At 54.7% G+C, this 26,100-nt stretch carries 24 protein-coding genes; 21 read left to right on the top strand and 3 right to left on the bottom strand.

The features are described from left to right. Positions 1 to 21 precede the first annotated feature (21 nt). The 20 genes from tsf (at position 22) to IV493_RS14230 (ending at position 23,142) form a co-directional block, all read left to right on the top strand. A complete protein-coding gene (tsf, locus tag IV493_RS14325; protein ID WP_013356839.1) occupies positions 22 to 873 on the top strand; it encodes a translation elongation factor Ts in 852 nt (283 codons plus the stop codon). Between the two features lie 157 nt (positions 874 to 1,030). Then, positions 1,031 to 1,756, top strand: coding sequence for a UMP kinase (gene pyrH, locus IV493_RS14320; RefSeq protein WP_013356840.1), 726 nt, complete (start codon positions 1,031 to 1,033; stop codon positions 1,754 to 1,756). A gap of 143 nt (positions 1,757 to 1,899) precedes the next feature. Further along, positions 1,900 to 2,457 carry a ribosome recycling factor gene (gene frr, locus IV493_RS14315; protein WP_033731632.1) on the top strand — a complete coding sequence of 186 codons (558 nt, stop codon included), beginning with the start codon at positions 1,900 to 1,902 and terminating at the stop codon, positions 2,455 to 2,457. Between the two features lie 111 nt (positions 2,458 to 2,568). After that, on the top strand, positions 2,569 to 3,765 hold the full coding sequence (gene ispC / locus IV493_RS14310; RefSeq protein WP_033731633.1) for a 1-deoxy-D-xylulose-5-phosphate reductoisomerase: 1,197 nt from the start codon (positions 2,569 to 2,571) through the stop codon (positions 3,763 to 3,765). A 181-nt stretch (positions 3,766 to 3,946) separates the two neighbouring features. After that, positions 3,947 to 4,699, top strand: a complete 753-nt coding sequence (ispU, locus tag IV493_RS14305) for a (2E,6E)-farnesyl-diphosphate-specific ditrans,polycis-undecaprenyl-diphosphate synthase (RefSeq protein ID WP_009091989.1) — start codon at positions 3,947 to 3,949, stop codon at positions 4,697 to 4,699. 18 nt (positions 4,700 to 4,717) lie between these two features. Further along, complete coding sequence (cdsA, locus tag IV493_RS14300; RefSeq protein ID WP_013356843.1) at positions 4,718 to 5,575, top strand: phosphatidate cytidylyltransferase; 858 nt, start codon at positions 4,718 to 4,720, stop codon at positions 5,573 to 5,575. A gap of 12 nt (positions 5,576 to 5,587) precedes the next feature. Continuing rightward, positions 5,588 to 6,934, top strand: coding sequence for a sigma E protease regulator RseP (gene rseP, locus IV493_RS14295; protein ID WP_061061656.1), 1,347 nt, complete (start codon positions 5,588 to 5,590; stop codon positions 6,932 to 6,934). Positions 6,935 to 6,985: 51 nt separating this feature from the next. Next, positions 6,986 to 9,397 (top strand): outer membrane protein assembly factor BamA, encoded by a 2,412-nt coding sequence (bamA, locus tag IV493_RS14290; RefSeq protein ID WP_195857328.1) that lies wholly within the window; start codon positions 6,986 to 6,988, stop codon positions 9,395 to 9,397. A 110-nt stretch (positions 9,398 to 9,507) separates the two neighbouring features. Then, positions 9,508 to 10,005, top strand: coding sequence for a molecular chaperone Skp (skp, locus tag IV493_RS14285; protein ID WP_003852644.1), 498 nt, complete (start codon positions 9,508 to 9,510; stop codon positions 10,003 to 10,005). A gap of 3 nt (positions 10,006 to 10,008) precedes the next feature. Then, entirely contained in the window at positions 10,009 to 11,034 is a 1,026-nt protein-coding gene (lpxD, locus tag IV493_RS14280; RefSeq protein WP_013356846.1) for a UDP-3-O-(3-hydroxymyristoyl)glucosamine N-acyltransferase, read from the top strand. A gap of 152 nt (positions 11,035 to 11,186) precedes the next feature. Next, positions 11,187 to 11,642 carry a 3-hydroxyacyl-ACP dehydratase FabZ gene (gene fabZ, locus IV493_RS14275; RefSeq protein WP_003852639.1) on the top strand — a complete coding sequence of 152 codons (456 nt, stop codon included), beginning with the start codon at positions 11,187 to 11,189 and terminating at the stop codon, positions 11,640 to 11,642. 3 nt (positions 11,643 to 11,645) lie between these two features. Further along, positions 11,646 to 12,434, top strand: coding sequence for an acyl-ACP--UDP-N-acetylglucosamine O-acyltransferase (lpxA, locus tag IV493_RS14270; RefSeq protein WP_013356847.1), 789 nt, complete (start codon positions 11,646 to 11,648; stop codon positions 12,432 to 12,434). Between the two features lie 3 nt (positions 12,435 to 12,437). Further along, on the top strand, positions 12,438 to 13,586 hold the full coding sequence (gene lpxB / locus IV493_RS14265; RefSeq protein WP_195857327.1) for a lipid-A-disaccharide synthase: 1,149 nt from the start codon (positions 12,438 to 12,440) through the stop codon (positions 13,584 to 13,586). Continuing rightward, positions 13,579 to 14,205, top strand: coding sequence for a ribonuclease HII (gene rnhB, locus IV493_RS14260; RefSeq protein WP_195857326.1), 627 nt, complete (start codon positions 13,579 to 13,581; stop codon positions 14,203 to 14,205). Before lpxB ends, rnhB begins: the two co-directional genes overlap by 8 nt. Before the next feature lie 31 nt (positions 14,206 to 14,236). Then, positions 14,237 to 17,719 (top strand): DNA polymerase III subunit alpha, encoded by a 3,483-nt coding sequence (dnaE, locus tag IV493_RS14255; protein WP_195857325.1) that lies wholly within the window; start codon positions 14,237 to 14,239, stop codon positions 17,717 to 17,719. Between the two features lie 12 nt (positions 17,720 to 17,731). Beyond that, a complete protein-coding gene (accA, locus tag IV493_RS14250; RefSeq protein WP_013356851.1) occupies positions 17,732 to 18,688 on the top strand; it encodes an acetyl-CoA carboxylase carboxyl transferase subunit alpha in 957 nt (318 codons plus the stop codon). 169 nt (positions 18,689 to 18,857) lie between these two features. Then, on the top strand, positions 18,858 to 21,008 hold the full coding sequence (locus IV493_RS14245) for a lysine decarboxylase LdcC (protein ID WP_033731640.1): 2,151 nt from the start codon (positions 18,858 to 18,860) through the stop codon (positions 21,006 to 21,008). Between the two features lie 64 nt (positions 21,009 to 21,072). After that, positions 21,073 to 21,462, top strand: a complete 390-nt coding sequence (locus IV493_RS14240) for a VOC family protein (protein WP_195857324.1) — start codon at positions 21,073 to 21,075, stop codon at positions 21,460 to 21,462. A gap of 52 nt (positions 21,463 to 21,514) precedes the next feature. Next, positions 21,515 to 22,831 carry a tRNA lysidine(34) synthetase TilS gene (gene tilS, locus IV493_RS14235; protein WP_041456650.1) on the top strand — a complete coding sequence of 439 codons (1,317 nt, stop codon included), beginning with the start codon at positions 21,515 to 21,517 and terminating at the stop codon, positions 22,829 to 22,831. Positions 22,832 to 22,833: 2 nt separating this feature from the next. After that, complete coding sequence (locus tag IV493_RS14230) at positions 22,834 to 23,142, top strand: cytochrome c (protein WP_013356855.1); 309 nt, start codon at positions 22,834 to 22,836, stop codon at positions 23,140 to 23,142. Positions 23,143 to 23,182: 40 nt separating this feature from the next. Here IV493_RS14230 and rof read toward each other — a convergent pair whose 3' ends face one another. Both rof and IV493_RS14220 read right to left on the bottom strand, forming a co-directional pair. Next, positions 23,183 to 23,443 (bottom strand): Rho-binding antiterminator, encoded by a 261-nt coding sequence (gene rof, locus IV493_RS14225; RefSeq protein ID WP_013356856.1) that lies wholly within the window; start codon positions 23,441 to 23,443, stop codon positions 23,183 to 23,185. Next, positions 23,430 to 23,630, bottom strand: a complete 201-nt coding sequence (locus IV493_RS14220) for a YaeP family protein (RefSeq protein ID WP_003852623.1) — start codon at positions 23,628 to 23,630, stop codon at positions 23,430 to 23,432. Before IV493_RS14220 ends, rof begins: the two co-directional genes overlap by 14 nt. Before the next feature lie 217 nt (positions 23,631 to 23,847). On the opposite strand from IV493_RS14220, the gene arfB reads away from it, so the two are divergent. Next, positions 23,848 to 24,258: an alternative ribosome rescue aminoacyl-tRNA hydrolase ArfB gene (arfB, locus tag IV493_RS14215; protein WP_095707659.1), complete on the top strand. Its 411-nt coding sequence runs from the start codon at positions 23,848 to 23,850 to the stop codon at positions 24,256 to 24,258. A gap of 118 nt (positions 24,259 to 24,376) precedes the next feature. Here the strand turns inward: arfB and proS are convergent, their stop codons facing one another. Continuing rightward, positions 24,377 to 26,095, bottom strand: coding sequence for a proline--tRNA ligase (proS, locus tag IV493_RS14210; protein ID WP_013356858.1), 1,719 nt, complete (start codon positions 26,093 to 26,095; stop codon positions 24,377 to 24,379). Positions 26,096 to 26,100 lie beyond the last annotated feature (5 nt).

Genomic DNA, 26,100 nt, shown 5'->3' with positions numbered 1-26,100 from the left:
GCACGAACCGAGGATTCTGGAATGGCTGACATTACCGCTGCATTGGTAAAAGAACTGCGCGAGCGTACTGGCGCTGGCATGATGGATTGCAAAAAAGCGCTGACTGAAGCGAACGGCGACATTGAGCTGGCGATTGAGAACATGCGTAAGTCTGGCGCAATCAAAGCAGCGAAAAAAGCAGGCAACGTTGCTGCTGATGGCGTAATCAAAACCAAAATCGTTGGCGACTACGGTGTGATTCTGGAAGTTAACTGCCAGACTGACTTCGTAGCAAAAGATGGCGGTTTCCAGGCGTTCGCAGACAAAGTTCTGGATGCGGCTGCCGCTGATCGTGTTACTGACGTTGAAGTCCTGAAAGCGCAGTTCGAAGAAGAGCGCGTTGCACTGGTTGCTAAAATCGGTGAGAACATCAACATCCGTCGCGTTGCAATCCTGGAAGGCGCAGAGCTGGGCAGCTACCTGCACGGCGCGCGTATCGGCGTTCTGGTTTCAGCGAAAGGCGCTAACGAAGATCTGATCAAACAGATCGCGATGCACGTTGCAGCGAGCAAGCCTGAATTCGTTAAGCCAGAAGACGTTTCTGCTGACGTGGTAGATAAAGAGTACCAGGTTCAGCTGGACATCGCGATGCAGTCTGGCAAGCCAAAAGAGATCGCAGAGAAGATGGTTGAAGGCCGTATGAAGAAATTCACCGGCGAAGTCTCTCTGACGGGTCAGGCTTTCGTTATCGACCCAAGCAAAACCGTTGGCCAGGCTCTGAAAGAGCAGGGCGCTGACGTGATCAACTTCATCCGCTTCGAAGTGGGTGAAGGCATCGAGAAAGTTGAATCAGACTTCGCTGCAGAAGTTGCAGCAATGTCCAAACAATCTTAATGCTCTGAAAGAACCGCCAGATGGCGGTTCTTTTTTGTCTGTGAATCGCAACAGACACGTTTTCAGTTTCATCCCAATAGCATTTTCTTTGCGGTAAGCGGATGATCGATCAGAATTTACTTCTCCTTTACACCCAATCTTCCAGGAAGAACTGACCATGGCGACCAACGCAAAACCTGTTTATCAACGTATCCTGCTTAAACTCAGCGGCGAAGCTCTGCAAGGCGCTGAAGGTTTTGGTATCGACGCGAGTGTGCTTGACCGCATGGCACAAGAGGTAAAAGAGCTGGTTGAGCTGGGCATCCAGGTTGGCGTGGTAATTGGCGGAGGGAACCTGTTCCGCGGCGCGAGCCTGCAGCAGGCAGGTATGAACCGCGTCGTAGGTGACCACATGGGTATGCTGGCGACCGTGATGAACGGCCTGGCGATGCGTGATGCACTGCACCGCGCCTATGTGAATGCACGCCTGATGTCAGCGATTCCACTGAATGGCGTCTGTGACAACTACAGCTGGGCAGAAGCGATCAGCCTGCTGCGTAACAACCGCGTCGTCATCTTCTCCGCCGGTACCGGCAATCCGTTCTTTACCACCGACTCTGCGGCGTGTCTGCGCGGCATTGAGATTGAAGCGGACGTGGTACTGAAGGCGACCAAAGTTGACGGCGTTTACTCTGCCGATCCGGTGAAAAGCCCGGACGCGACGCTGTATGATCAACTGACCTATGCCGAAGTCCTGGATAAAGAGCTGAAAGTGATGGATCTGGCGGCCTTTACCCTGGCACGTGACCACAAATTACCTATCCGTGTTTTCAACATGAATAAACCTGGCGCACTGCGTCGCGTAGTGATGGGTGAAAAAGAAGGCACCCTGATTACGCATTAATACCCGAGGCGAGATAAAATAAGGTATATTCTGTCAGCGCGATGAGAACGCATCGCGCACCAGTCAGGATTATCGATGATTATCGATCCCGCTTCCGGTTATGCCGGAACTGGCCAGGTCAAACCGAATCCAAGGGTTTCAACGTGATTAACGACATCAAAAAAGATGCTGACACGCGCATGGAAAAATGCGTTGAAGCATTCAAAACTACCATCAGCAAAGTGCGTACCGGTCGTGCGTCACCTTCGCTGCTCGACGGCATCGTCGTCGAATATTACGGCACGCCGACGCCACTGCGTCAGCTGGCTTCTGTCACTGTGGAAGATTCACGCACGCTGAAAATCAACGTGTTTGATCGTTCACTAAGCCAGGCAGTCGAAAAAGCGATCATGAAGTCCGATCTCGGTCTGAACCCAAGTTCAGCCGGTACTGACATCCGTGTTCCGCTGCCAGCGCTGACAGAAGAGCGTCGTAAAGATCTGATTAAAATCGTGCGCGGCGAAGCCGAGCAGGGCCGTGTGTCGGTACGTAACGTCCGTCGCGATGCCAACGATAAAATCAAAGCGCTGCTGAAAGATAAAGAAATCAGCGAAGACGACGAACGTCGTGCGCAGGACGAAGTGCAAAAAATGACCGATGCGTACATCAAGAAAGTTGATGCTGCACTGTCAGAAAAAGAAACGGAGCTGATGGATTTCTGATTCCATCACTGCCGGACAAAACGCCGTACAGAGAGGTATTCGTATGAATGCGACATCTGGCGGCGTTTTACATTGTGCCTGCGGGCACGCTGACTTCACACGGATAGCCTCATGAAGCGATTAACTCTGCTGGGATCCACCGGCTCGATCGGCACCAGTACGCTGGCGGTGGTTCGCGCCAACCCAGAGCTTTATCAGATTACGGCGCTGGTTGCCGGCCATAACGTGGCGCTGATGGCCGAACAGTGTGCGGCCTTTACGCCACGCTACGCCTGCATGGCAGACGAAACTTCTGCCGCTGCGCTGCGTGAGCGACTGAGAGCAATCAGGGTCAATACTGAAGTGCTCTCCGGCGTTCAGGCAGCCTGTGAGCTGGCCGCGCTGGATGAGGTGGATCAGGTGATGGCGGCCATTGTCGGTGCGTCAGGTTTGCTGCCAACGCTGGCCGCCATTCGCGCCGGTAAAACGGTATTGCTGGCCAACAAAGAATCGCTTGTCACCTGCGGCCGTTTGTTTATGGAGGCGGTGCGTCATCATAACGCGCAGTTACTACCGGTCGACAGCGAACATAACGCCATTTTTCAGAGTTTACCGGCTACCATCCAGCATCAGTTAGGTTACGCTGACCTGCGGGATAATGGCATTGAGTCAATTATCCTTACGGGATCGGGTGGTCCTTTTCGTGACACAGATTTAGCGGATCTCAGCGCCATGTCGCCTGATCAGGCCTGTGCACATCCGAACTGGTCGATGGGGAGAAAAATCTCTGTCGATTCGGCCACCATGATGAATAAAGGTCTTGAGTACATTGAAGCCCGTTGGTTGTTTAATGCCAGCGCAGCGCAGATGGAAGTGATCCTTCACCCACAGTCGGTGATTCACTCTATGGTGCGATACTGCGATGGCAGCGTGCTGGCTCAGTTAGGTTCTCCCGATATGCGTACGCCCATTGCCCATAGCATGGCCTGGCCTTCGCGCATCAAAGCAGGCGTGACGCCGCTGGATTTTACCCGCATGTCGGCGCTGAGCTTTGCAGAACCTGATTTTAGTCGCTACCCCTGCCTGAAACTGGCCATTGATGCCTGTGATGCAGGGCAGGCGGCGACCACCACGCTGAATGCAGCCAACGAGGTTGCCGTCGCGGCTTTCCTGAACCACCAGATCCGCTTCACCGACATCGCAGCGCTTAATAGCGCGGTGATGGCAGCACAGGTGTGTCCGGAGCCTGATTCGGTGGACGCTGTCCTTGAAATTGATCGCTCCGCGCGCGCGCTGGCGGCAGAAATGTTGCCGCGCTTCACGTCGTGAAGCCGATCGTTATGAGGCCATTTGTTCGCTTCAGGTGAAAATGGTATAGTCGCTGGCTCGCGTTTCACGGTCTGTCACCGAATTCGGTGTGGCCCGGCACCAAAAGCGTGTCGGGATTTGAATCGGGCGCAATGTATTCAGAAACCACAGCATTTCTGATGAAAGGAATTGGTTAAGCGTTATGTCGTCTAACAATCACAACAACACTGATGACCAGCAGGGAAACGGTCCGCGCCACGTCGCTATCATCATGGATGGCAACGGTCGCTGGGCCAAAAATCAGGGAAAATTGCGTATTTCAGGCCACAAAGCGGGCGTTAAATCGGTGCGCCGCGCCGTCAGCTTTGCGGTCAGCAACAATCTTGAAGCCCTGACGCTTTACGCCTTCAGCAGTGAAAACTGGAGCCGTCCGGCGCAGGAAGTCACCGCGTTAATGGAACTGTTTGTCTGGGCGCTCGACAGCGAAGTGAAAAGCCTGCACAAACACAATGTTCGCTTACGCGTCATTGGCGATACCAGCCGTTTCAGCCCGCGTATTCAGGAACGTATTCGCCGTTCTGAGACGCTGACCGCAAATAATAGTGGCCTGACGCTCAACATTGCTGCCAACTATGGCGGCCGTTGGGATATTATCGAAGGCGTGAAAAAACTGGCTGAGCAGGTGCAGGAAGGATTACTGCGTCCTGACCAGATTACCGAAGAGAGCCTGACGTCGCAGCTCTGTATGCAGGAGCTGGCGCCAGTGGATTTAGTGATAAGGACCGGGGGAGAGCATCGGATTAGCAACTTCCTGCTGTGGCAGATTGCCTATGCTGAATTCTATTTTACCGATGTGCTCTGGCCGGATTTCGATGAACACGTTTTTGAAGGTGCACTGAATGCATTCTCTCTGCGGGAGCGTCGTTTTGGCGGCGCTGCACCAGGCGGCGCCTGAGCAATCTGGGGGTAACCTTTGCTGAAGTCTCGTCTGATTACCGCGTTGATATTAATTCCGCTGGTAATAGCTGCACTGTTCTGGTTACCACCTGTGGGCTTTGCCCTTACAACCATCGTTATCTGCATGCTGGCCGCCTGGGAATGGGGTCAGTTTGCAGGGATGGCATCACGGCAACAGCGCGTCTGGCTGGCTGTACTTTGTGGTCTGCTGCTGGCGCTGATGCAGTTTACGCTGCCGCCTTATCAACACACGGTGCATCTGCCCCAGGTCGCGACATCGCTTTGGGCGTCGCTGGTGTGGTGGGTCGTTGCACTGCTGCTGGTCCTCTCCTATCCCGCATCTGCGGCCTTCTGGCGTCATTCGCGCCCGCTCCGCTTACTGTTTGGCGTGTTAACGCTGGTGCCTTTTTTCTGGGGCATGGTGGCGCTGCGGCAGTATCACTACGAAACCGATCACTTCGCCGGTGCCTGGTGGCTGCTGTTTGTGTTGCTGCTGGTGTGGGGTGCGGATTCAGGTGCCTATATGTTTGGCAAAATGTTCGGCAAGCACAAGCTGGCACCGAAGGTCTCGCCAGGTAAAACCTGGGAAGGCTTCCTGGGCGGCCTGGTCTCCTCTGCGCTGATTGCGCTGCTGTTTGCCTCGCTGGCGCCGCTGACGGTCTCTACCGGTACGCTGGTGATTTGCGCGGTTATCGCAACGCTGGCCTCCGTGCTGGGCGACCTCACTGAGAGTATGTTTAAACGTGAAGCGGGTATCAAAGACAGTGGCAATCTGATACCGGGTCACGGCGGCATTCTTGATCGCATTGATAGTCTGACTGCGGCGGTGCCGGTGTTTGCCTGTTTATTGCTGCTGGTGTTCCGCACCCTTTAAGGACAGGCAAAGATGTTGAGCATAATCTGGAGTTTCTTCGCCTTTATCGTTGCGCTGGGCGTGTTGATTACCGTTCATGAGTTTGGCCATTTCTGGGTCGCTCGTCGCTGTGGCGTCAAGGTTGAGCGTTTTTCCATTGGGTTTGGTAAGTCGCTCTGGCAGCGCCGTGACCGCCACGGCACGGAATTTGTCATCGCGCTGATTCCCCTTGGTGGCTACGTGAAAATGCTCGACGAACGTGTCGAAAGCGTGCCAGCCGAGCTGCGTCATCAGGCTTTTAATAATAAAGCCGTCTGGCAACGTGCCTCCATCATTGCGGCAGGTCCTGTCGCTAACTTCCTCTTTGCCATCTTTGCCTACTGGGTTGTGTTTATTCACGGCGTGCCTGGTGTGCGCCCGGTAATCGGTGAAATTTTAAACGGTTCGGTCGCTGCGGAAGCGCAAATTGCGCCCGGCATGGAACTTAAGGCCGTTGACGGTATCGAAACGCCTGACTGGGATGCTGTGCGTATGGCGCTGGTAGGTAAAATCGGCGACAGCAGCACCACGTTAACGGTGGCACGATTTGGCGAGGATGCGACTCAGCAGAAGCAGCTGGATTTGCGTAACTGGCAGTTTGAGCCTGATAAGCAGGATCCGGTCGTCGCGTTAGGCATTCAGCCTCGCGGTCCGCAAATTGAGACCACACTGGCAGAAGTTCAGGCGAATTCGCCAGCCAGTGAAGCCGGTTTGCAAGCAGGCGACAGGATCGTTAAAGTCGATGGTCAGCCATTATCGCAGTGGCAGACGTTTGTTACCCAGGTCCGGGACAATCCCGGCAAAAGCATGGCGCTTGAGGTGGATCGCGGCGGTGAATCAATTGCGCTGACGATGACGCCAGAAGCGAAAGCTGGCACGACAGCGGGCTTTGCGGGTGTGATTCCGCGCATTGTTCCGCTGCCCGAAGAGTACAAGACGGTAAGGCAGTATGGCGCGTTTGCGGCTATCGGTGAGGCCAGTGTAAAAACCTGGCAACTGATGAAGCTCACCGTTTCCATGCTGGGCAAGTTAATAACCGGTGATGTGAAGCTGAACAACCTGAGCGGGCCAATCTCGATTGCGCAGGGTGCAGGGTTGTCAGCGGAGTATGGGTTGATTTACTACCTGATGTTCCTGGCGTTGATTAGCGTCAACCTGGGCATTATCAACCTGTTCCCTTTGCCGGTTTTAGATGGTGGGCACCTGCTGTTCCTGGCGATCGAAAAGATCAAAGGTGGACCGGTGTCCGAGCGAGTTCAGGACTTTAGTTATCGCATCGGCTCAATTCTGCTGGTGCTGTTAATGGGGCTTGCACTTTTCAATGATTTCTCACGTTTGTAACCGCTGGAACGCGAACATTCGAGGGATGTGTTAGGAAAACGCATAACAACGATGGCGATGAAAAAGTTGCTCATAGCGTCGCTGCTGTTTAGCAGCGCCACCGTTTACGGTGCAGACGATTTCGTGGTGAAGGATATTCATTTCGAAGGGCTGCAGCGAGTCGCCGTCGGCGCGGCTCTGCTGAGCATGCCAGTACGGGTCGGCGATACGGTGAATGACGATGATGTCAGAAATACCATTCGCTCGCTGTTCGCTACTGGCAACTTTGAGGATGTTCAGGTCCTGCGAGACGGTACAACGCTGATTGTCCAGGTCAAAGAACGTCCTACCATTGCCAGCATTACCTTCACCGGTAACAAAGCGGTGAAAGAGGATCAGCTCAAACAAAATCTGGAAGCTTCAGGTGTCCGTGTCGGCGAAGCGCTGGACCGTACTACCATCTCTTCTATCGAGAAGGGACTTGAAGACTTCTATTACAGCGTCGGTAAATATACCGCCAACGTGAAAGCCGTGGTCACGCCACTGCCGCGTAACCGCGTTGATCTGAAGCTGGTCTTTACGGAAGGTGTCTCTGCCAAAATTCAGCAGATCAACATCGTCGGTAATAAAGCCTTCAGCTCCGATGAACTGATCTCCCGTTTCCAGCTGCGCGATGAAGTGCCATGGTGGAACGTGGTCGGCGATCGTAAATACCAGAAGCAGAAACTGGCGGGCGACCTCGAGACCCTGCGCAGCTTCTATCTGGATCGCGGTTATGCCCGCTTCAACATCGATTCGACTCAGGTCAGCCTGACGCCAGATAAAAAAGGCATCTACATCACGGTGAATATCACCGAAGGTGACCAGTACAAAATTGCTGGTGTGATCGTCAATGGCAGCATGGCGGGCCATTCAGCAGAAATTGAGCATCTGACCAAAATTCCGGCAGGCGAGCTTTATAACGGCGCCAAAGTCACGAAAATGGAAGATGACATCAAGAAACTGCTGGGCCGCTACGGCTATGCCTATCCGCGTGTCGCCACACAGCCTGAAATCAACGACGCCGATAAAACCGTAAAACTGCATATCAACGTCGATGCGGGTAACCGCTACTACGTGCGTAACGTCCGTTTCGAAGGCAATGACACCTCTAAAGATTCGGTGTTACGTCGCGAAATGCGTCAGATGGAAGGCGCATGGCTGGGCAGCGATCTGGTTGAACAGGGTAAAGAACGTCTGAACCGTACCGGTTACTTTGAAACCGTGGATGTGGATACGCAGCGTGTGCCGGGTTCGCCGGACCAGGTTGATGTGGTTTACAAGGTTAAAGAGCGTAACACCGGTACCTTTAACTTCGGCGTCGGCTACGGCACCGAAAGTGGTGTGAGCTTCCAGGTCGGGGTAACGCAGGATAACTGGCTGGGCACCGGTAATACCGTGGGCATCAGCGGCACCAAAAATGACTACCAGACCTATGCTGAATTCTCGCTTACTGACCCTTACTTCACCGTTGATGGTGTGAGTCTGGGTGGTCGTCTGTTCTATAACGACTTCAAAGCGGACAATGCGGATCTTTCTGACTATACCAACCGAAGTTATGGTCTGGATGGCACGCTTGGCTTCCCGGTTAACGAAAACAACACCCTGCGTGTCGGTCTGGGCTATGTCCACAATGACCTGTCAAACATGCAGCCGCAGGTTGCGATGTGGCGTTATCTGGATTCAGTCGGCAAGCCGCAGCAGTTGAATGACAAAGGCGAATTCTCAGCCGATGACTTCACCTTTAACTACGGCTGGACGTACAACACGCTGGACCGCGGCTTCTTCCCGACATCTGGTAACCGTACCAACCTGAACGGTAAGGTAACGATTCCAGGCTCAGATAACAGCTTCTATAAGGCCACGCTGGACACCCAGCAGTATGTGCCGATTAACCAGGATCGTACCTGGGTGCTGCTGGGCCGTGGTCGTGTTGGCTATGGCGATGGTCTCGGCGGCAAAGAGATGCCGTTCTATGAGAACTTCTACGCCGGTGGCTCGAGCACCGTGCGTGGCTTCCAGTCCAACACCATTGGGCCGAAAGCGGCTTACTACAATAACAACTCGTCGAACTGCCGCATTGCCGATCCGGATGGCGTTTGTAAGTCTGACGATGCGGTGGGCGGTAACGCCATGGCGATTGCCAGCCTTGAGCTGATTACGCCAACGCCGTTCCTGAGCGAGAAGTATGCTAACTCGGTGCGTACCTCGGTGTTTGTTGATACCGGTACTGCGTGGGATACCCACTGGGAAAACACCGCTAAAACACGTGCTGCGGGTATTCCTGACTACAGCGATCCAAACAATATCCGCGTATCAAGCGGTGTGGCGCTGCAGTGGATGTCACCGCTCGGCCCGCTGGTGTTCTCGTATGCCCAGCCGATTAAGAAAGTCGATGGAGACAAGTCAGAGCAGTTCCAGTTTAACATTGGTAAAACCTGGTAATGTTCTGAGCATGGATGCATAGCTGAAGTCTTGCTGCCGGGCAGCACTTGTTGCTGTTCCGGGGCAAACACTGTGTCGCTGACACAAACGTTGATGGTAAGGAGTTTATAGTGAAAAAGTTGTTGTGTGCCGCAGGTCTGGGTCTTGCTTTAGCGGTCTCCGCTGGTGTTCAGGCTGCTGACAAAATTGCAGTGGTAAACGTGTCCAGCATTTTCCAACAGTTACCGCAACGTGCGACTGTTGCTAAACAGCTGGAAAACGAGTTCAAAGGCCGTGCAACTGAGTTGCAGAGCCAGGAGCGCGATCTGCAAACCAAAATGCAGCGTCTGCAGCGTGACGGTTCTACCATGAAGGCCAGCGAACGCAGCCGTATGGAAAAAGATGTCATGTCACAGCGTGAAGCTTTCTCTTCAAAAGCGCAGGCTTTTGAGCAGGACAATCGCCGTCGTCAGATGGAAGAGCGTAACAAGCTGCTGAGCCGTATTCAGGATGCCGTGAAGAAAGTCGCTGACAGCGATGGTTACGACGTCGTGATCGACGCTAACGCGGTGGCTTATGCATCAAACGCAAAAGACATCACTGCTGACGTGCTGAAACAGGTTAAATAATTCATGTCATCTATTCGACTGGCTGATTTAGCCCAGCAGTTGGATGCAGAATTGCACGGAGATGGCGATATCGTCATCTCCGGCATTGCTTCTATGCAATCCGCCACAACTGGCCAAATCACTTTTCTTGCAAACAGCCGTTACCGCGAGCAACTCGCCCTGATAAAGGCCTCAGCCGTGGTGCTGACGGAAGCGGATCTGGAGTGGTGCAAAACCGCAGCGCTGGTAGTCAAAAATCCCTACCTGACCTATGCGCGTATGGCACAAATACTCGATACCACGCCACAGCCGGCGCAGAATATCGCCCCCAGCGCAGTTATCGATCCCTCAGCCCGACTTGGCAATAACGTTGCCATTGGTGCCAATGCAGTGATCGAAGCGGACGTTGAGCTGGGTGATAACGTAGTCATTGGTGCGGGATGCTTTGTGGGCAAAAAAACCCGTATCGGCAGCGGAACCCGCCTCTGGGCCAACGTCTCTGTGTATCACGAGATCGAAATCGGCCAGGATTGTCTGATTCAGTCAGGTACCGTCATCGGTTCTGATGGTTTCGGCTATGCCAACGATCGCGGTAACTGGGTGAAAATCCCGCAGTTAGGCGCAGTAATTATCGGCGATCGCGTCGAAATAGGTGCCTGCACCACCATCGATCGCGGTGCGCTTGATAACACTCTGATCGGCAATGGTGTTATCATAGACAACCAGTGCCAGATCGCTCACAACGTAGTTATTGGCGACAATACTGCGGTTGCAGGCGGTGTGATCATGGCGGGTAGTTTGAAAATTGGGCGTTACTGTATGATTGGCGGTGCCAGCGTCATTAACGGCCATATGGAAATCTGTGACAAAGTAACGGTGACCGGTATGGGTATGGTCATGCGTCCTATCACAGAGCCTGGTGTCTATTCGTCAGGCATTCCGCTGCAACCCAACAAAACCTGGCGCAAAACTGCAGCGCTGGTGATGAACATCGATGACATGAGCAAACGCTTAAAAGCCATCGAGCGCAAGGTCGGCAAAGACGACTAACCGCCATCCCAAAACTGACCGGCTTTCATAATAAAAATGTTAAGCAGGGAAGCCCGGCGCCACAGAACCTATTTGCGGCCTGCGGAAGATCATTTTGATCTGTGCAGGCCGTGTTATTGATGTCATCAGATTTTTAGGACAGGAAGAGTATTTTGACTACTGAAACTCATACTCTGAAAATTGAAGAGATTTTAGAGCTGCTGCCGCACCGCTATCCGTTTCTGCTGGTAGACCGCGTGCTGGAATTTGAAGAGCACAAATACCTGCGTGCAGTGAAGAACGTTTCTGTTAATGAACCGTTTTTCCAGGGGCATTTCCCTGGTAAACCGATTTTTCCTGGCGTTCTGATCCTGGAAGCGATGGCGCAGGCCACCGGTATTCTGGCGTTTAAAAGCGTAGGTAAACTGGAACCAGGTGAACTCTATTACTTTGCCGGTATCGACAGTGCCCGCTTCAAGCGCCCTGTGGTACCAGGCGACCAGATGATCATGGAAGTCACTTTCGAGAAAACCCGCCGTGGTCTGACCCGCTTTAAAGGCGTGGCGACTGTCGATGGTAAAATCGTTTGTGAAGCGACCATGATGTGTGCCCGCAGCCGGGAGGCATAATTCGTGATTGATCCAACCGCCACTATCCATCCCAGTTCTGTCATTGAAGAGGGCGCTGTTATTGGCGCCCGCGTTCACATTGGCCCGTTTTGCTTTATTGGCGCGAATGTTGAAATCGGTGAAGGAACGGTACTGAAGTCACACGTTGTGGTGAACGGCCACACGCGTATCGGTAAAGATAATCAGATCTATCAGTTTGCCTCTATTGGTGAAGTGAATCAGGATCTGAAATATGCCGGTGAGCCAACACGGGTTGAGATCGGCGATCGCAACCGCATCCGTGAAAGCGTGACGATTCATCGCGGCACCACGCAGGGTGGCCATGTCACCACGGTGGGCAGCGATAATCTGCTGATGGTCAATGTCCATATTGCGCATGACTGCGTGATTGGTAACCGCTGTATCTTCGCCAACAACGCCACCCTGGGTGGTCACGTGACGGTCGATGATTTCGCCATTATTGGCGGCATGACAGCGGTACATCAGTGGTGCATCATCGGTGCTCACGTGATGGTAGGTGGCTGTTCCGGCGTGGCGCAGGATGTGCCGCCTTACGTTATTGCGCAGGGCAACCACGCGACGCCGTTCGGGATCAATATCGAAGGTCTTAAGCGCCGTGGCTTCAGCAAAGAGTCGTTGCACGCGATTCGCAACGCCTACAAGCTGCTCTATCGCAGCGGCAGAACGCTGGAAGAAGTGAAGCCAGAAATCGAAGCCATCGCGCAGCAGCACAGCGAAGTGCAGCCTTTCTACGACTTCTTCACCCGTTCAACCCGTGGATTAATTCGTTAATCCATGTCAGCGCGTCCTTTAACGATTGCCCTGGTCGCCGGAGAAACCTCCGGCGATATTCTTGGTGCAGGTCTCATTCGTGCCCTGAAAGCCCGTCATCCTGATGCACGCTTTGTCGGCGTGGCGGGACCACTGATGCAGGCGGAAGGGTGCGAAGCCTGGTATGAGATGGAAGAGCTGGCGGTGATGGGCATTGTTGAGGTGCTGGGCCGCCTGCGACGTCTGCTGACAATTCGCCGCGATCTCACCCGGCGTTTTACCGAACTCAGACCCGATGTCTTTGTCGGGATTGATGCGCCCGATTTCAATATCACGCTGGAAGGCAACCTTAAACGCACGGGCATTCGCACGATCCACTATGTCAGTCCCTCGGTGTGGGCATGGCGGCAAAAGCGCGTGTTTAAAATTGGTCGTAACACCAATCTGGTGCTGGCCTTCCTGCCGTTTGAAAAAGCTTTCTACGATCGCTATAACGTTCCCTGTCGCTTTATCGGCCACACCATGGCAGATGCCATGCCGCTGCAACCTGATAAGCAGGCTGCGCGCCGTCATCTCGGCATTGCCGATGATGCACTCTGTCTGGCTTTGCTGCCCGGCAGCAGAGGCGCAGAAGTGGAAATGCTCAGCGCTGATTTCCTGAAAACAGCGCAATTGTTGCGTCGTCACTATCCGGCACTGGAAATCGTGGTGCCGCTGGTTAATGCGCGTCGCCGCGAACAGTTTGAAAAAATTAAAGCTGACGTCGCTCCTGAGCTGCCGATGCATCTGCTGGATGGTCAGGGACGTGAAGCGATGATTGCGAGCGATGCCGCACTCCTGGCGTCAGGTACTGCCGCACTGGAGTGCATGCTGGCAAAATGCCCTATGGTCGTCGGTTATCGCATGAAGCCGGCCACGTTCTGGCTGGCGAAACGGCTGGTAAAGACGCCTTATGTCTCTCTGCCGAATCTGCTGGCCGGGCGTGAGCTGGTCAAAGAGCTACTGCAGGATGAGTGTCAGCCAGAAGCCCTGGCCGCGGCGTTAGATCCGCTGCTGCATGCCGGGCCTGAGCGCGAAACCCTGCTGCAGACGTTTCATAAATTACATCAACAGATCCGCTGGAACGCCGATGAGCAGGCAGCGGATGCGGTACTGGAGCTGGTGAATGCCTGATTTTATCTATCCTGTCGGCAGACTGATTGCCGGTGTGGACGAAGTGGGGCGCGGTCCGCTGGTCGGCGCGGTGGTCACTGCTGCCGTCATCCTCGACCCGGCTAATCCGATTACCGGTTTGGCTGACTCCAAGAAATTGTCGGAAAAGCGCCGCCTGTCATTGTATGACGAAATCAAAGAGAAGGCGCTGGCCTGGAGTCTGGGACGTGCAGAGCCGGAAGAGATTGATCAGCTCAACATTCTGCACGCCACTATGCTGGCGATGCAGCGCGCCGTTGCTGGCCTGAGTATTCAGCCCGACTATGTGCTGATTGATGGTAATCGTTGTCCGGCGTTGCCAATGCCTTCACAGGCCGTGGTGAAAGGGGATAGCCTGGTGGCCGAAATCAGTGCAGCCTCCATCATCGCCAAAGTGTCGCGCGATCGTGAAATGGCCGAGCTGGATCTGCTGTTCCCGCAGTATGGTTTTGCGCAGCACAAAGGTTATCCGACGGCGCTGCATATGGAAAAACTGACGCAGTATGGCGCCACGCCGCACCACCGTCGCAGTTTTGCGCCTGTACGCAACGCGCTGCTCGACGCTGAAGTACTGGCTGCCCGCCAGATCCTTACGCTTTAATAGCCTGACGCTGTTTTAACCGGAAACTGATATGGCTGAACCCCGTTTTATACATCTGCGTGTCCATAGTGACTATTCGATGGTTGATGGCCTGGCGAAAACCGGGCCGTTGATCAAGAAGGCGGCTGCCCTTGGCATGCCTGCTATCGCGATTACCGACTTCACTAACCTGTGTGGTCTGGTGAAATTTTACGGTGGCGCACACAGCGCAGGGATAAAGCCGGTCATTGGTGCCGATTTTAACGTTGCCAGTGAGCTGATGGGAGATGAGCTGACCCAGCTGACCGTGCTGGCGTCCAGTGATACCGGATACCAGAACCTGACGCTGTTGATCTCCCGCGCTTATCAGCGTGGTTATGGTGTGGACGGACCGATCATCGATCGCGACTGGCTGATTGAACTGCAGGAAGGGTTAATTCTGCTGTCGGGCGGGCGACGTGGCGACGTGGGCCGCAGCCTGTTGCGTGGCAACAATGCCCTGGTTTCGCAGTGTCTGTCGTTTTACCAGCAGCATTTCCCCGATCGCTACTATCTGGAACTGATCCGCACCGGTCGTCAGGACGAAGAGAGCTATCTGCATGCCGCCGTTGAACTGGCGATTGCCGAGGGCATTCCGGTCGTCGCCACCAATGAAGTCTGCTTTATCAACGCAGAAGATTTCGATGCGCACGAAATTCGCGTTGCCATTCACGACGGCTATACGCTGGACGATCCCAAGCGCCCGCGCAACTACAGTCCTCAGCAATATATGCGCAGCGAAGAGGAGATGTGCGAGCTATTCTCGGACATCCCGGAAGCGCTGGAAAACAGCGTAGAGATTGCTAAGCGTTGTAACGTGACTGTGCGGCTCGGTGAGTACTTCCTGCCGCAGTTCCCGACCGGCGATATGACCACTGAAGATTATCTGGTGGTGAAATCCCGTGAGGGACTGGAAGAACGTCTGGTGTTCCTCTTCCCGGACGAGGCTGAGCGCGCGGAAAAACGCCCGGAATATGATGAGCGTCTGGAAATTGAACTCAACGTTATCAACCAGATGGGATTCCCCGGCTACTTCCTGATCGTAATGGAGTTCATCCAGTGGTCCAAAGATAACGGTGTGCCGGTCGGACCGGGCCGTGGTTCGGGTGCGGGTTCGCTGGTGGCCTATGCGCTGAAAATCACCGATATCGATCCGCTGGAATTTGACCTGCTGTTTGAACGCTTCCTGAACCCGGAACGTGTTTCGATGCCCGACTTTGACGTCGACTTCTGCATGGAGAAACGCGATCAGGTGATTGAACACGTCGCCGATATGTACGGTCGTGAAGCAGTTTCCCAGATTATTACCTTCGGTACCATGGCGGCGAAAGCGGTTATCCGCGATGTGGGTCGCGTGCTGGGGCATCCTTACGGCTTTGTTGACCGTATTTCAAAACTGATCCCGCCCGATCCCGGCATGACGCTGGAAAAAGCGTTTATTGCTGAACCACAACTTCCTGCGATGTATGACGCAGATGAAGAGGTTAAAGCGCTGATCGACATGGCGCGCAAGCTGGAAGGGGTTACGCGTAACGCCGGTAAGCATGCGGGTGGCGTGGTCATTGCGCCAACGAAGATCACCGATTTTGCGCCGCTCTATTGCGATGAGCACGGCCAGTTCCCGGTCACCCAGTTCGATAAAAATGATGTGGAATATGCCGGCCTGGTGAAGTTCGACTTCCTGGGACTGCGAACGCTGACCATCATCGACTGGGCACTGAAGATGATCAACCCGCGCCGGAAAAAAGAGGGACTGGAGCCGATCGATATCGCCGCGATCCCGCTGGATGACAAGAAAAGCTTCGATATGCTGCAGCGCTCGGAAACCACCGCGGTATTCCAGCTTGAATCGCGCGGCATGAAAGATCTGATTAAGCGTCTTAAGCCCGACTGCTTCGAAGATATGATCGCACTGGTGGCGCTGTTCCGCCCTGGTCCTCTGCAGTCCGGCATGGTAGATAACTTCATCGACCGTAAGCATGGCCGTGAAGCGATCTCCTATCCCGATATCCAGTGGCAGCACGAGAGCCTGAAGCCAGTGCTGGAGCCAACGTACGGCATCATCCTCTATCAGGAACAGGTGATGCAGATCGCCCAGGTCCTGTCCGGTTACACTCTGGGCGGTGCAGATATGCTGCGTCGCGCCATGGGTAAAAAGAAACCCGAGGAGATGGCTAAGCAGCGTTCAGTTTTCCGCGACGGTGCCGAAAGCATGGGCATCGACGGCGAACTGTCGATGAAGATCTTCGATCTGGTGGAAAAATTTGCAGGTTATGGCTTTAACAAGTCACACTCTGCGGCCTACGCACTGGTCTCCTATCAGACGCTGTGGCTGAAAGCGCACTATCCGGCTGAGTTTATGGCGGCGGTGATGACCGCCGATATGGATAACACCGAGAAAGTGGTCGGCCTGGTCGATGAGTGCTGGCGGATGGGGCTGAAGGTCCTGCCGCCCGATATTAACTCCGGTCTCTATCCGTTCCACGTTAACGAAGCGGGCGAGATCGTGTACGGCATAGGCGCGATCAAAGGCGTGGGCGAAGGTCCGATCGAAGCGATCATCGACGCCCGTAACGAAGGCGGCTATTTCCGCGAACTGTTTGATCTCTGCGCCCGTACCGACACCAAAAAGATCAACCGTCGGGTGATGGAGAAACTGATCATGTCCGGGGCCTTTGATCGCCTCGGACCGCACCGCGCCGCGCTGATGAGTGCACTCAGCGACGCGCTGAAAGCGGCCGATCAGCACGCGAAAGCGGAAGCGATTGGTCAGGCGGATATGTTTGGCGTGCTGGCAGAAGAGCCAGAGCAGGTGGAGAAATCATACGCCAGCGTCACGCCGTGGCCTGAGCAGGTGCAGCTGGATGGTGAACGGGAAACGCTGGGGTTATACCTGACCGGCCACCCGATTAATCAGTATCTGAAAGAAATTGAGCGTTACGTTGGCGGGGTGCGGCTGAAAGATATGCATCCTACCGATCGGGGTAAAATTACCGTGGCGGCCGGTCTGGTGATCGCCGCGCGGGTAATGGTGACCAAACGCGGCAACCGAATTGGTATCTGTACTCTGGACGATCGCTCCGGTCGTCTTGAGGTGATGTTATTTACCGATGCGTTAGATAAATACCAGCAGTTGCTGGAGAAAGACCGAATCCTGATCGTCAGCGGACAGGTCAGCTTTGATGACTTCAGTGGTGGGCTTAAAATGACCGCGCGTGAAGTCATGGACATCGACGAAGCTCGCGAAAAATACGCGCGCGGACTTGCTATCTCGCTGACGGACAGGCAAATTGATGACCAGCTATTAAACCGACTCCGTCAGTCCCTGGAACCCCATCGATCAGGGACTATTCCGGTGCATCTCTATTATGAGAGAGCCGACGCGCGAGCGAAGCTGCGCTTTGGTGCAGCGTGGCGTATTTCGCCCAGCGATCGTTTACTTAACGATCTGCGCTCGTTGATTGGATCGGAGCAGGTGGAACTGGAGTTTGACTAGAACAGGAACATTATGAGTCTTAATTACCTGGATTTTGAACAGCCAATTGCAGAACTGGAAGCGAAGATTGATTCGCTGACCTCAATTGGTCGTCAGGATGATAAACACGTTAATCTGGATGAAGAAGTTCAGCGTCTGCGTGAGAAAAGCGTTGAGCTGACCCGTAAAATCTTCGCCGATTTGGGCGCATGGCAGATTGCCCAACTGGCACGCCATCCTTTACGTCCTTACACCTTTGACTACGTTCGCAACGCTTTCGACGATTTCGATGAGCTGGCGGGCGACCGTGCTTATGCGGATGACAAAGCGATTGTCGGCGGGATTGCGCGTCTTGATGGACGTCCGGTGATGATCATCGGGCACCAGAAAGGCCGTGAAACTAAAGAGAAGATTCGCCGTAACTTCGGCATGCCTGCACCGGAAGGCTATCGTAAAGCGCTGCGCCTGATGGAGATGGCTGAACGTTTCAAAATGCCAATCATCACCTTCATCGACACACCGGGTGCTTATCCGGGCGTGGGCGCGGAAGAGCGTGGGCAGTCTGAAGCGATTGCCCGCAACCTGCGTGAAATGTCTGGCCTGAAAGTGCCGGTGATCTGTACGGTCATCGGTGAAGGCGGTTCAGGTGGCGCGCTGGCGATTGGCGTGGGTGATAAAGTGAATATGCTGCAGTACAGCACCTATTCAGTGATCTCACCAGAAGGTTGCGCCTCCATTCTGTGGAAAAGCGCTGACAAAGCGCCGCTGGCCGCCGAAGCGATGGGCATTACCGCGCATCGTCTGAAAGAGCTGAAGCTGATTGACTCCGTGATCCCTGAGCCGCTGGGTGGCGCACATCGCCGTCCGGTGGATATGGCGCAGTCACTCAAGCAGCAGCTGCTGGCTGACCTGGCCGACCTCGATGGATTAACCACCGAAGAGCTGCTGGATCGTCGTTATCAGCGTCTGATGAGCTACGGCTACGCCTGATTTTAGCTCATCCATAAAAGCGGACTCCGGTCCGCTTTTTTTATGCCGCCAGTTCAGCCCCCGCACGCGGTCTGACGCCTTTCAGCCTCATCTGATCGTCCCCTTGCTACACCTTCCCTGAGTTAGCGGTTATGCTTGTCCGGTTCCACAACAATCAGGGAGAGGGGCATTGAATATTCTGGCGATCATGGGCGCGCACGGCGTGTTTTATAAAGATGAACCGTTACGCGAACTCGACGCGGCGTTAAATCTGCAAGGCTTCCAGCTGCTTTACCCGAAAAACAGTGACGATCTGCTGAAGCTGATCGAACACAATCCGCGAATCAGCGGCGTGATTTTCGACTGGGACGCGCACAACAGTCCGGAACTGTGCGGCGAGATTAACCAGCTCAACGAATACCTGCCGCTGTATGCCTTTATCAATACCCACTCACAGATGGACATCAGCATCAATGAGATGCGCATGCCACTGCACTTTTTTGAATATGCGCTGAATGCCGCCGACGATATCGCGCTGCATATCCGGCAGTATACCGATGACTATCTTGACCACATCACGCCGCCGCTGACTAAAGCGCTGTTCACCTATGTGAAAGAGGGCAAGTACACCTTCTGCACGCCAGGCCATATGGCGGGCACCGCATTTCAGAAGAGCCCGGTAGGTTGCCTGTTCTACGATTTCTTCGGGGCCAATACGCTGAAGTCGGACATCTCTATTTCAGTGACCGAGCTGGGTTCGCTGCTGGATCACACTGGCCCGCACCTTGAAGCGGAAGAGTACATCGCACGCACGTTTGGCGCCGAGCAGAGTTACATGGTGACCAATGGCACCTCGACCTCGAATAAAATTGTCGGCATGTATGCGGCACCGGCGGGCAGCACCGTATTGATCGATCGCAACTGCCACAAGTCTCTGACTCATCTGCTGATGATGAGCGATCTGATCCCGATCTGGCTGAAGCCGACCCGCAATGCGCTGGGGATTCTCGGCGGTATCCCGAAGCACGAGTTCACCCGCGAGAGCATTACGCAGAAGGTCGCGACCACCGATCGCGCGACCTGGCCGGTGCATGCGGTGATCACCAACTCCACTTACGATGGGCTGCTCTACAACACCCAGTACATCAAAGAGACGCTGGATGTGCCGTCGATTCATTTCGATTCGGCCTGGGTGCCATATACCAATTTCCATCCGATTTATGCCGGTAAAAGCGGCATGAGTGGCGATCGTATTCCGGGCAAGGTCGTATACGAGACGCAGTCGACCCACAAACTGCTGGCGGCGTTCTCGCAGGCCTCCATGATTCACATTAAAGGCGACTACGACGAACAGACGTTTAACGAAGCCTACATGATGCACACCACCACCTCGCCCAATTACGCCATCGTCTCCTCAATTGAAACTGCCGCCGCCATGCTGCGCGGTAACCCCGGTAAGCGGTTAATCAATCGCTCGGTGGAACGCGCCTTGCATTTCCGTCGGGAAATCCAGCGCCTGCGCGAAGAGTCTGACAGCTGGTTCTTCGATATCTGGCAGCCGGAACAGATCGATGAAGCGCAATGCTGGGCGATCCAGCCCGGCGAAGAAGAGTGGCATGGATTTACGCAGGCCGATCGCGATCACATGTACCTCGATCCGATCAAAGTCACTATCCTGACGCCAGGCATGAGTGAGCTGGGTGAAATGGCGGAAGAGGGGATCCCGGCCGCGCTGGTGGCGAAGTTTCTCGATGAGCGCGGCATTGTAGTGGAGAAGACCGGCCCCTATAACCTGCTATTCCTGTTCAGCATCGGCATCGACAAAACCAAAGCGATGAGCGTGCTGCGCGGTCTGACTGAGTTTAAACGCGCCTATGATCTCAATCTGCGCGTGAAAAACATGCTGCCGGATCTCTACGCTGAAGATCCCGACTTCTATCGCAATATGCGCATCCAGACGCTGGCGCAGGGGATCCATCAGCTGATCCGCCATCACGATCTGCCGCGTCTGATGCTGCAGGCGTTTGATGTCCTGCCCGAAATGAAGATGACGCCGCATCAGGCTTTTCAGCAGCAGGTGAAGGGCAACATCGAAACGGTGGACCTCAGCGAACTGGTCGGGCGGGTGTCGGCCAACATGATCCTGCCTTATCCGCCGGGCGTTCCTCTGGTAATGCCGGGCGAGATGATTACCGAAAAGAGCCGTGCGGTGCTCGATTTTCTGCTGATGCTGTGTAGCATCGGCCGGCACTACCCGGGATTCGAAACCGATATTCACGGTGCCAGCCTGACGGAAGAGGGCGAGTATCGCGTCCGCGTACTGAAAAACGACCTCGCGTAATCCTTTAAATGACTATCAGCGGCAGGCGGTCTGCGGACAGCCTGCCCCAATCAGGAAATTCACTATGTTACAGTTAACCGCTATTCATCACATCGCCATCATCGCCTCCGACTATCAGCGCAGCAAAGCGTTCTATTGCGACGTGCTGGGCTTTCGTCTGATGGGCGAAGTTTACCGCGAGGCGCGCGACTCCTGGAAAGGGGATCTGGCCTTACAGGATCGCTATACCATTGAGCTGTTCTCTTTTCCCGCGCCGCCGGTACGCGTCAGTCATCCCGAGGCGTGTGGCCTGCGCCATCTGGCCTTTACCGTGCCGGATGTGGCCGCTGCCGTTGCGACGCTGGCTGATAAAGGCGTGGTCTGCGAGCCGATTCGCATCGATGAACTGACCGGTAAACAGTGTACGTTCTTTGCCGATCCGGATGGTTTGCCGCTGGAGCTTTATCAGGCGTAAAATAGCGCGCTCAGCGGGCGACATTCGGTCGCCCGATTATCCGGATTCTGCCATGCCTTTGCCCGCTTTTGACGCCCTGTTGCAACCCGATGCCGCGCTGGTGGTTGCGTTCAGCGGCGGACTTGATTCAACGGTGCTGCTGCATCAGCTTCTCGGCTGGCAGCAGCAGCATCCTCAGTCGCACCTGCGGGCGTTGCATGTACATCACGGTCTCAGCCCAAATGCCGATGCATGGGCCGCCCATTGCCAGACGATATGCGAACAGTGGCAGCTGAGATGTGACGTGCTGCGCGTGACGGTGGATGGCAGGGAAAATGGGATTGAAGCAGCTGCCCGCACCGCACGTTATCAGGCGCTGAGCGCCGCGCTCAAGCCGGGCGAGATATTGCTTACCGCGCAGCACCTCGACGATCAGTGTGAAACCTTTCTGCTGGCGCTGAAGCGCGGCAGTGGTCCGGCCGGGCTGGCGGCAATGCCTTCATCGCGCATGCTGGGTACGCATCAGCTGGTGCGTCCGCTGCTGAATCAGTCGCGACAGTCGCTGGAAGCTTATGCCGACGTCCATCAGCTGGTGTGGATAGACGACGAAAGTAATCAGGATCTTCGCTACGATCGTAACTTCCTTCGCCAGCGGCTGCTGCCTGAGCTTTATCAACGCTGGCCCCATTTTGCTGAGGCAACGGCCCGAAGTGCTGCATTGTGCAGTGAGCAGGAGCAGTTACTGGATGAGCTGCTCGCCGGGCAACTGGCCGAGCTGATCCAGCCTGACGGCAGCCTCTATTTTCCACCTTTAATGAACATGAGCACGCTGCGCGCTAACGCGTTATTGCGCCGCTGGATCGCCGGACAGGGTGGAGCGATGCCATCGCGGGATGCGCTGAAGCGTATTCGCGATGAAGTGATGGCGAGCCGGGAAGATGCACAGCCCCGGCTACGCTTCGGCCAGGCTGAATTGCGTCGTTTCCGTCAGCAACTCTACTGGCTGCCGTTATTCACATCGCTGCGCGACACCGAGCTGGCATGGCCCGATATCCGCCAGCCGCTGTCATTACCGCAGAACCTCGGTACGCTGCGTGCCAGCATGTCGCAGAGCCTGTTGCGCTATCCTCTGCCGGATGAGCAGATCAGCGTGCGCTTCCATGCGCAGGGTCAGGTCCATCTGGTGGGCCGCAATGGCGGAAGAGAAATGAAAAAGCTGTGGCAGGAATTACAGATACCGCCGTGGCAGCGAGAACGGCTGCCGTTAATTTTTTATAACCAGACGCTGGTCTGTGTGCCGAATCTCTTTGTCACACACGCGGGCGCGACCAGTGATCAGCAGGGCTGGCAGATAATCTGGGACAGGGCATCCCGCTCAGGAGAGCAATAACAATGAAGCAATGGCTTATCGTCTGTTTAGTGGCCGCCGTATTACCGGCATGGGCGGCGGGTGATGCGCAGCGCGGCGCAGAAAAAGCGGCCAGTTGCATGGCGTGTCATGGCGCAGCGGGCAAAGCGGCGGTGCCGCTCTACCCAAACCTGGCAGGACAACACGCCCCTTATCTGGAGCATGCGCTGCAGGCGTACAAAAAGGGCGAACGCAGTGGCGGTCAGGCTGAGGTCATGAAGGCGTTTGTGGCGGGATTAAGCGATAGTGATATGGCGGATCTGGCGGCATACTACGGTTCGTTACAGCCCTGACGTTTAACAGGGCGGGAAGGTCCCGCCCGGAATACGTGGATTACTCTGCGCTGACCACGACCGTACCCAGTTCGGGATGGGTAAAGCTGGCGATATGGTCGAGACGTAATTCGCGATGCTCACCGGAAAGATCGATAGCCAGATATTCCACATTCTTGCGTGAGAAGATCTCTTTAGCCTTTGCCTTAAGCTGCTCGCCATCTTTCATTTCCAGCGACAGCATCCATTGGTTCTGGCAGGCGAGCTCCAGATTATCGTAATCATCGCAATTGATAGGTTGGTACGCTTCATTTATCAACATAGTCGCTCACCAATAAGTTAGCAGCGGCGTAAGCCGCCTGTTCCCTGACAGAAGAGTTTAGCTCAGTATTTGCGGCAATATCATTAAGCGCCTTTAATGCGCAGCCAATCGCATCCGGTATGTAACCTAAATCCCCGCTGCCGATTTCGGCATATTTCCGGCGAACTAACTCACAATAATTTTGCACGTGGCCCTCCTCAGCAGAGCGTAAATACTCTGGTTAACTGGCGACTATATCATAGCCATTTAGAGGAAATCAGCCTGCGTAAAGCAGGATCAGTGCGCGAATCACTGCTAAAGTGACAGATTCCGCTGTCTGAGACGGAATGAATCAGAGCACAAAAGGTTAATTTGATGAACAGGTTATCGGAGGTCAACGTGATTAAGGTGTGGGGAGCGCGCTAATGATTATGCTATCCCGTTCGGTTGAGATTCCGGAGAGTGAGATCGAGCTGACGGCGATTCGTGCCCAGGGGGCGGGCGGACAACATGTCAACAAAGCCAGTACCGCCATTCATCTGCGCTTCGATATTGCGGCCTCTTCACTGCCTGCGTTTTATAAAGAGCGGTTGCTCACCGCCAGCCATCATCTGATTACCGGTGAGGGCGTGGTGGTGATCAAGGCGCAGGAGTATCGTAGTCAGGAAATGAATCGTGAAGCGGCATTGCAGCGTCTGGTCAATCTGATCCAGGAGTTGAGCACTGTCGAAAAAGCCCGGCGCGCCACGCGCCCAACCCGCGCCTCGAAAGAGCGGCGTCTGGAAGGAAAAGCGCGACGCAGTTCGACGAAAGCGATGCGCGGCAGGGTGCAATAAAAAACGCCCCGCAGGCGGGGCGTTTGTTTCCTGGGCAGGCCCGGTCTCAAAGCAACCGGGCAAACTCTTCAGCTATCAGACGCCCCTCAGGAGAGGCATCTGACCGTTCCTTCAAAGCTTACTTATTCAGAGCCTTCAGCAGGAAATCAACGATTTCATCCTGCTTAATCATCTGCTTCTCACCGGCGCGACGTGATTTATATTCAATCTCCTGATTGTCGAGATTGCGGTCGCCGATGACGATGGTGTGTGGCACACCGATCAGTTCCATATCTGCGAACATCACGCCCGGACGCTCTTTACGGTCATCCAGGATAACTTCAACGCCTTTAGCACGCAGGGTAGCATACAGCTCTTCCGCCAGCTCTTTAACGCGGAACGATTTCTGCATATTCATCGGCAGAATCGCCACCTCGAACGGTGCCAGTGCATCTGGCCAGATGATGCCGCGATCGTCATGGTTCTGCTCAATGGCTGCGGCAACCACGCGGGTGATGCCGATGCCGTAGCAGCCCATGCTCATCACCTGATTACGGCCATCTTCACCCTGAACGGAGGCTTTCAGCGCGTCAGAATACTTAGTGCCGAGCTGGAAGATGTGACCCACTTCGATGCCGCGTTTAATCTGCAGTGTACCTTTGCCATCCGGGCTTAAATCGCCTTCGACCACGTTACGGATATCCGCCACGCTCGCCAGCGGCAGATCGCGCTCCCAGTTAATGCCGAAATAATGCTTACCATCGACGTTGGCACCGGCGCTGAAGTCGCTCATCTTCGCCACGGTACGGTCAGCAATGATTGGCATCTGCAGACCTACCGGTCCAATGGAACCCGGACCAGCTCCTACAGCAGCACGAATCTCTTCTTCCGTCGCGAACACCAGCGGTGATGCAACGATAGCTGATTTCTCTGCTTTGATCTCATTCAGCTGATGATCGCCGCGAACCAGCAGGGCAACCAGTGCATGACCGCTCTCTTCAGCACCTTTAACAATCAGCGTTTTCACTGTCTTTTCAACAGGCACACTGAATTGCTCAACCAGCTCCGCGATGGTTTTTGCGTCTGGCGTCTCGACCAGCTGCATCTCCTGCGACGGCGCGGCACGTTCACCGGCGGGGGCGACAGCTTCGGCCAGCTCAATGTTGGCGGCGTAATCAGAATCGGTAGAGAAGATCACATCATCTTCACCGCTCTGCGCAAGTACCTGGAACTCATGTGATGCGCTGCCGCCGATAGAGCCGGTGTCGGCCTGCACGGCACGGAAATCCAGGCCCATACGGCTGAAGATCTGGCTATAGGCTCGATACATCGCATCATACGTTTCCTGCAGCGATTCCTGTGAAACGTGGAATGAGTAAGCATCTTTCATGATGAACTCGCGTGAACGCATCACGCCAAAGCGTGGACGCACTTCATCACGGAATTTGGTCTGAATCTGATACAGGTTGAGCGGCAGTTGCTTATAAGAGCTCAGCTCATTGCGGATCAGGTCAGTGACTACTTCTTCATGCGTCGGACCCAGCACAAAAGGACGCTCGTGGCGATCGGCAATACGTAACAGTTCCGGGCCATACTCCTCCCAGCGACCGCTCTCCTGCCACAGGTCGGCGGGCTGCACAACCGGCATTAAAATCTCAACCGCGCCCGCGTTGTTCATCTCTTCGCGCACGATATTTTCGACTTTCTTCAGCACGCGAACACCGGTCGGTAACCAGGTGTACAAGCCAGAAGCCAGTTTGCGGATCATACCGGCGCGCAGCATCAGCTGGTGGCTGATCACTTCAGCGTCGGAAGGCGTCTCTTTCTGAGTAGAGAGCAGATATTGAGTAGTACGCATTGATT

Source organism: Pantoea sp. SM3640, from assembly GCF_015654165.1.
Lineage (GTDB): Bacteria > Pseudomonadota > Gammaproteobacteria > Enterobacterales > Enterobacteriaceae > Pantoea > Pantoea vagans.
Note: the sequence above shows the minus strand (reverse complement) of the source record. Positions and strands in the feature narration are given on the sequence as shown.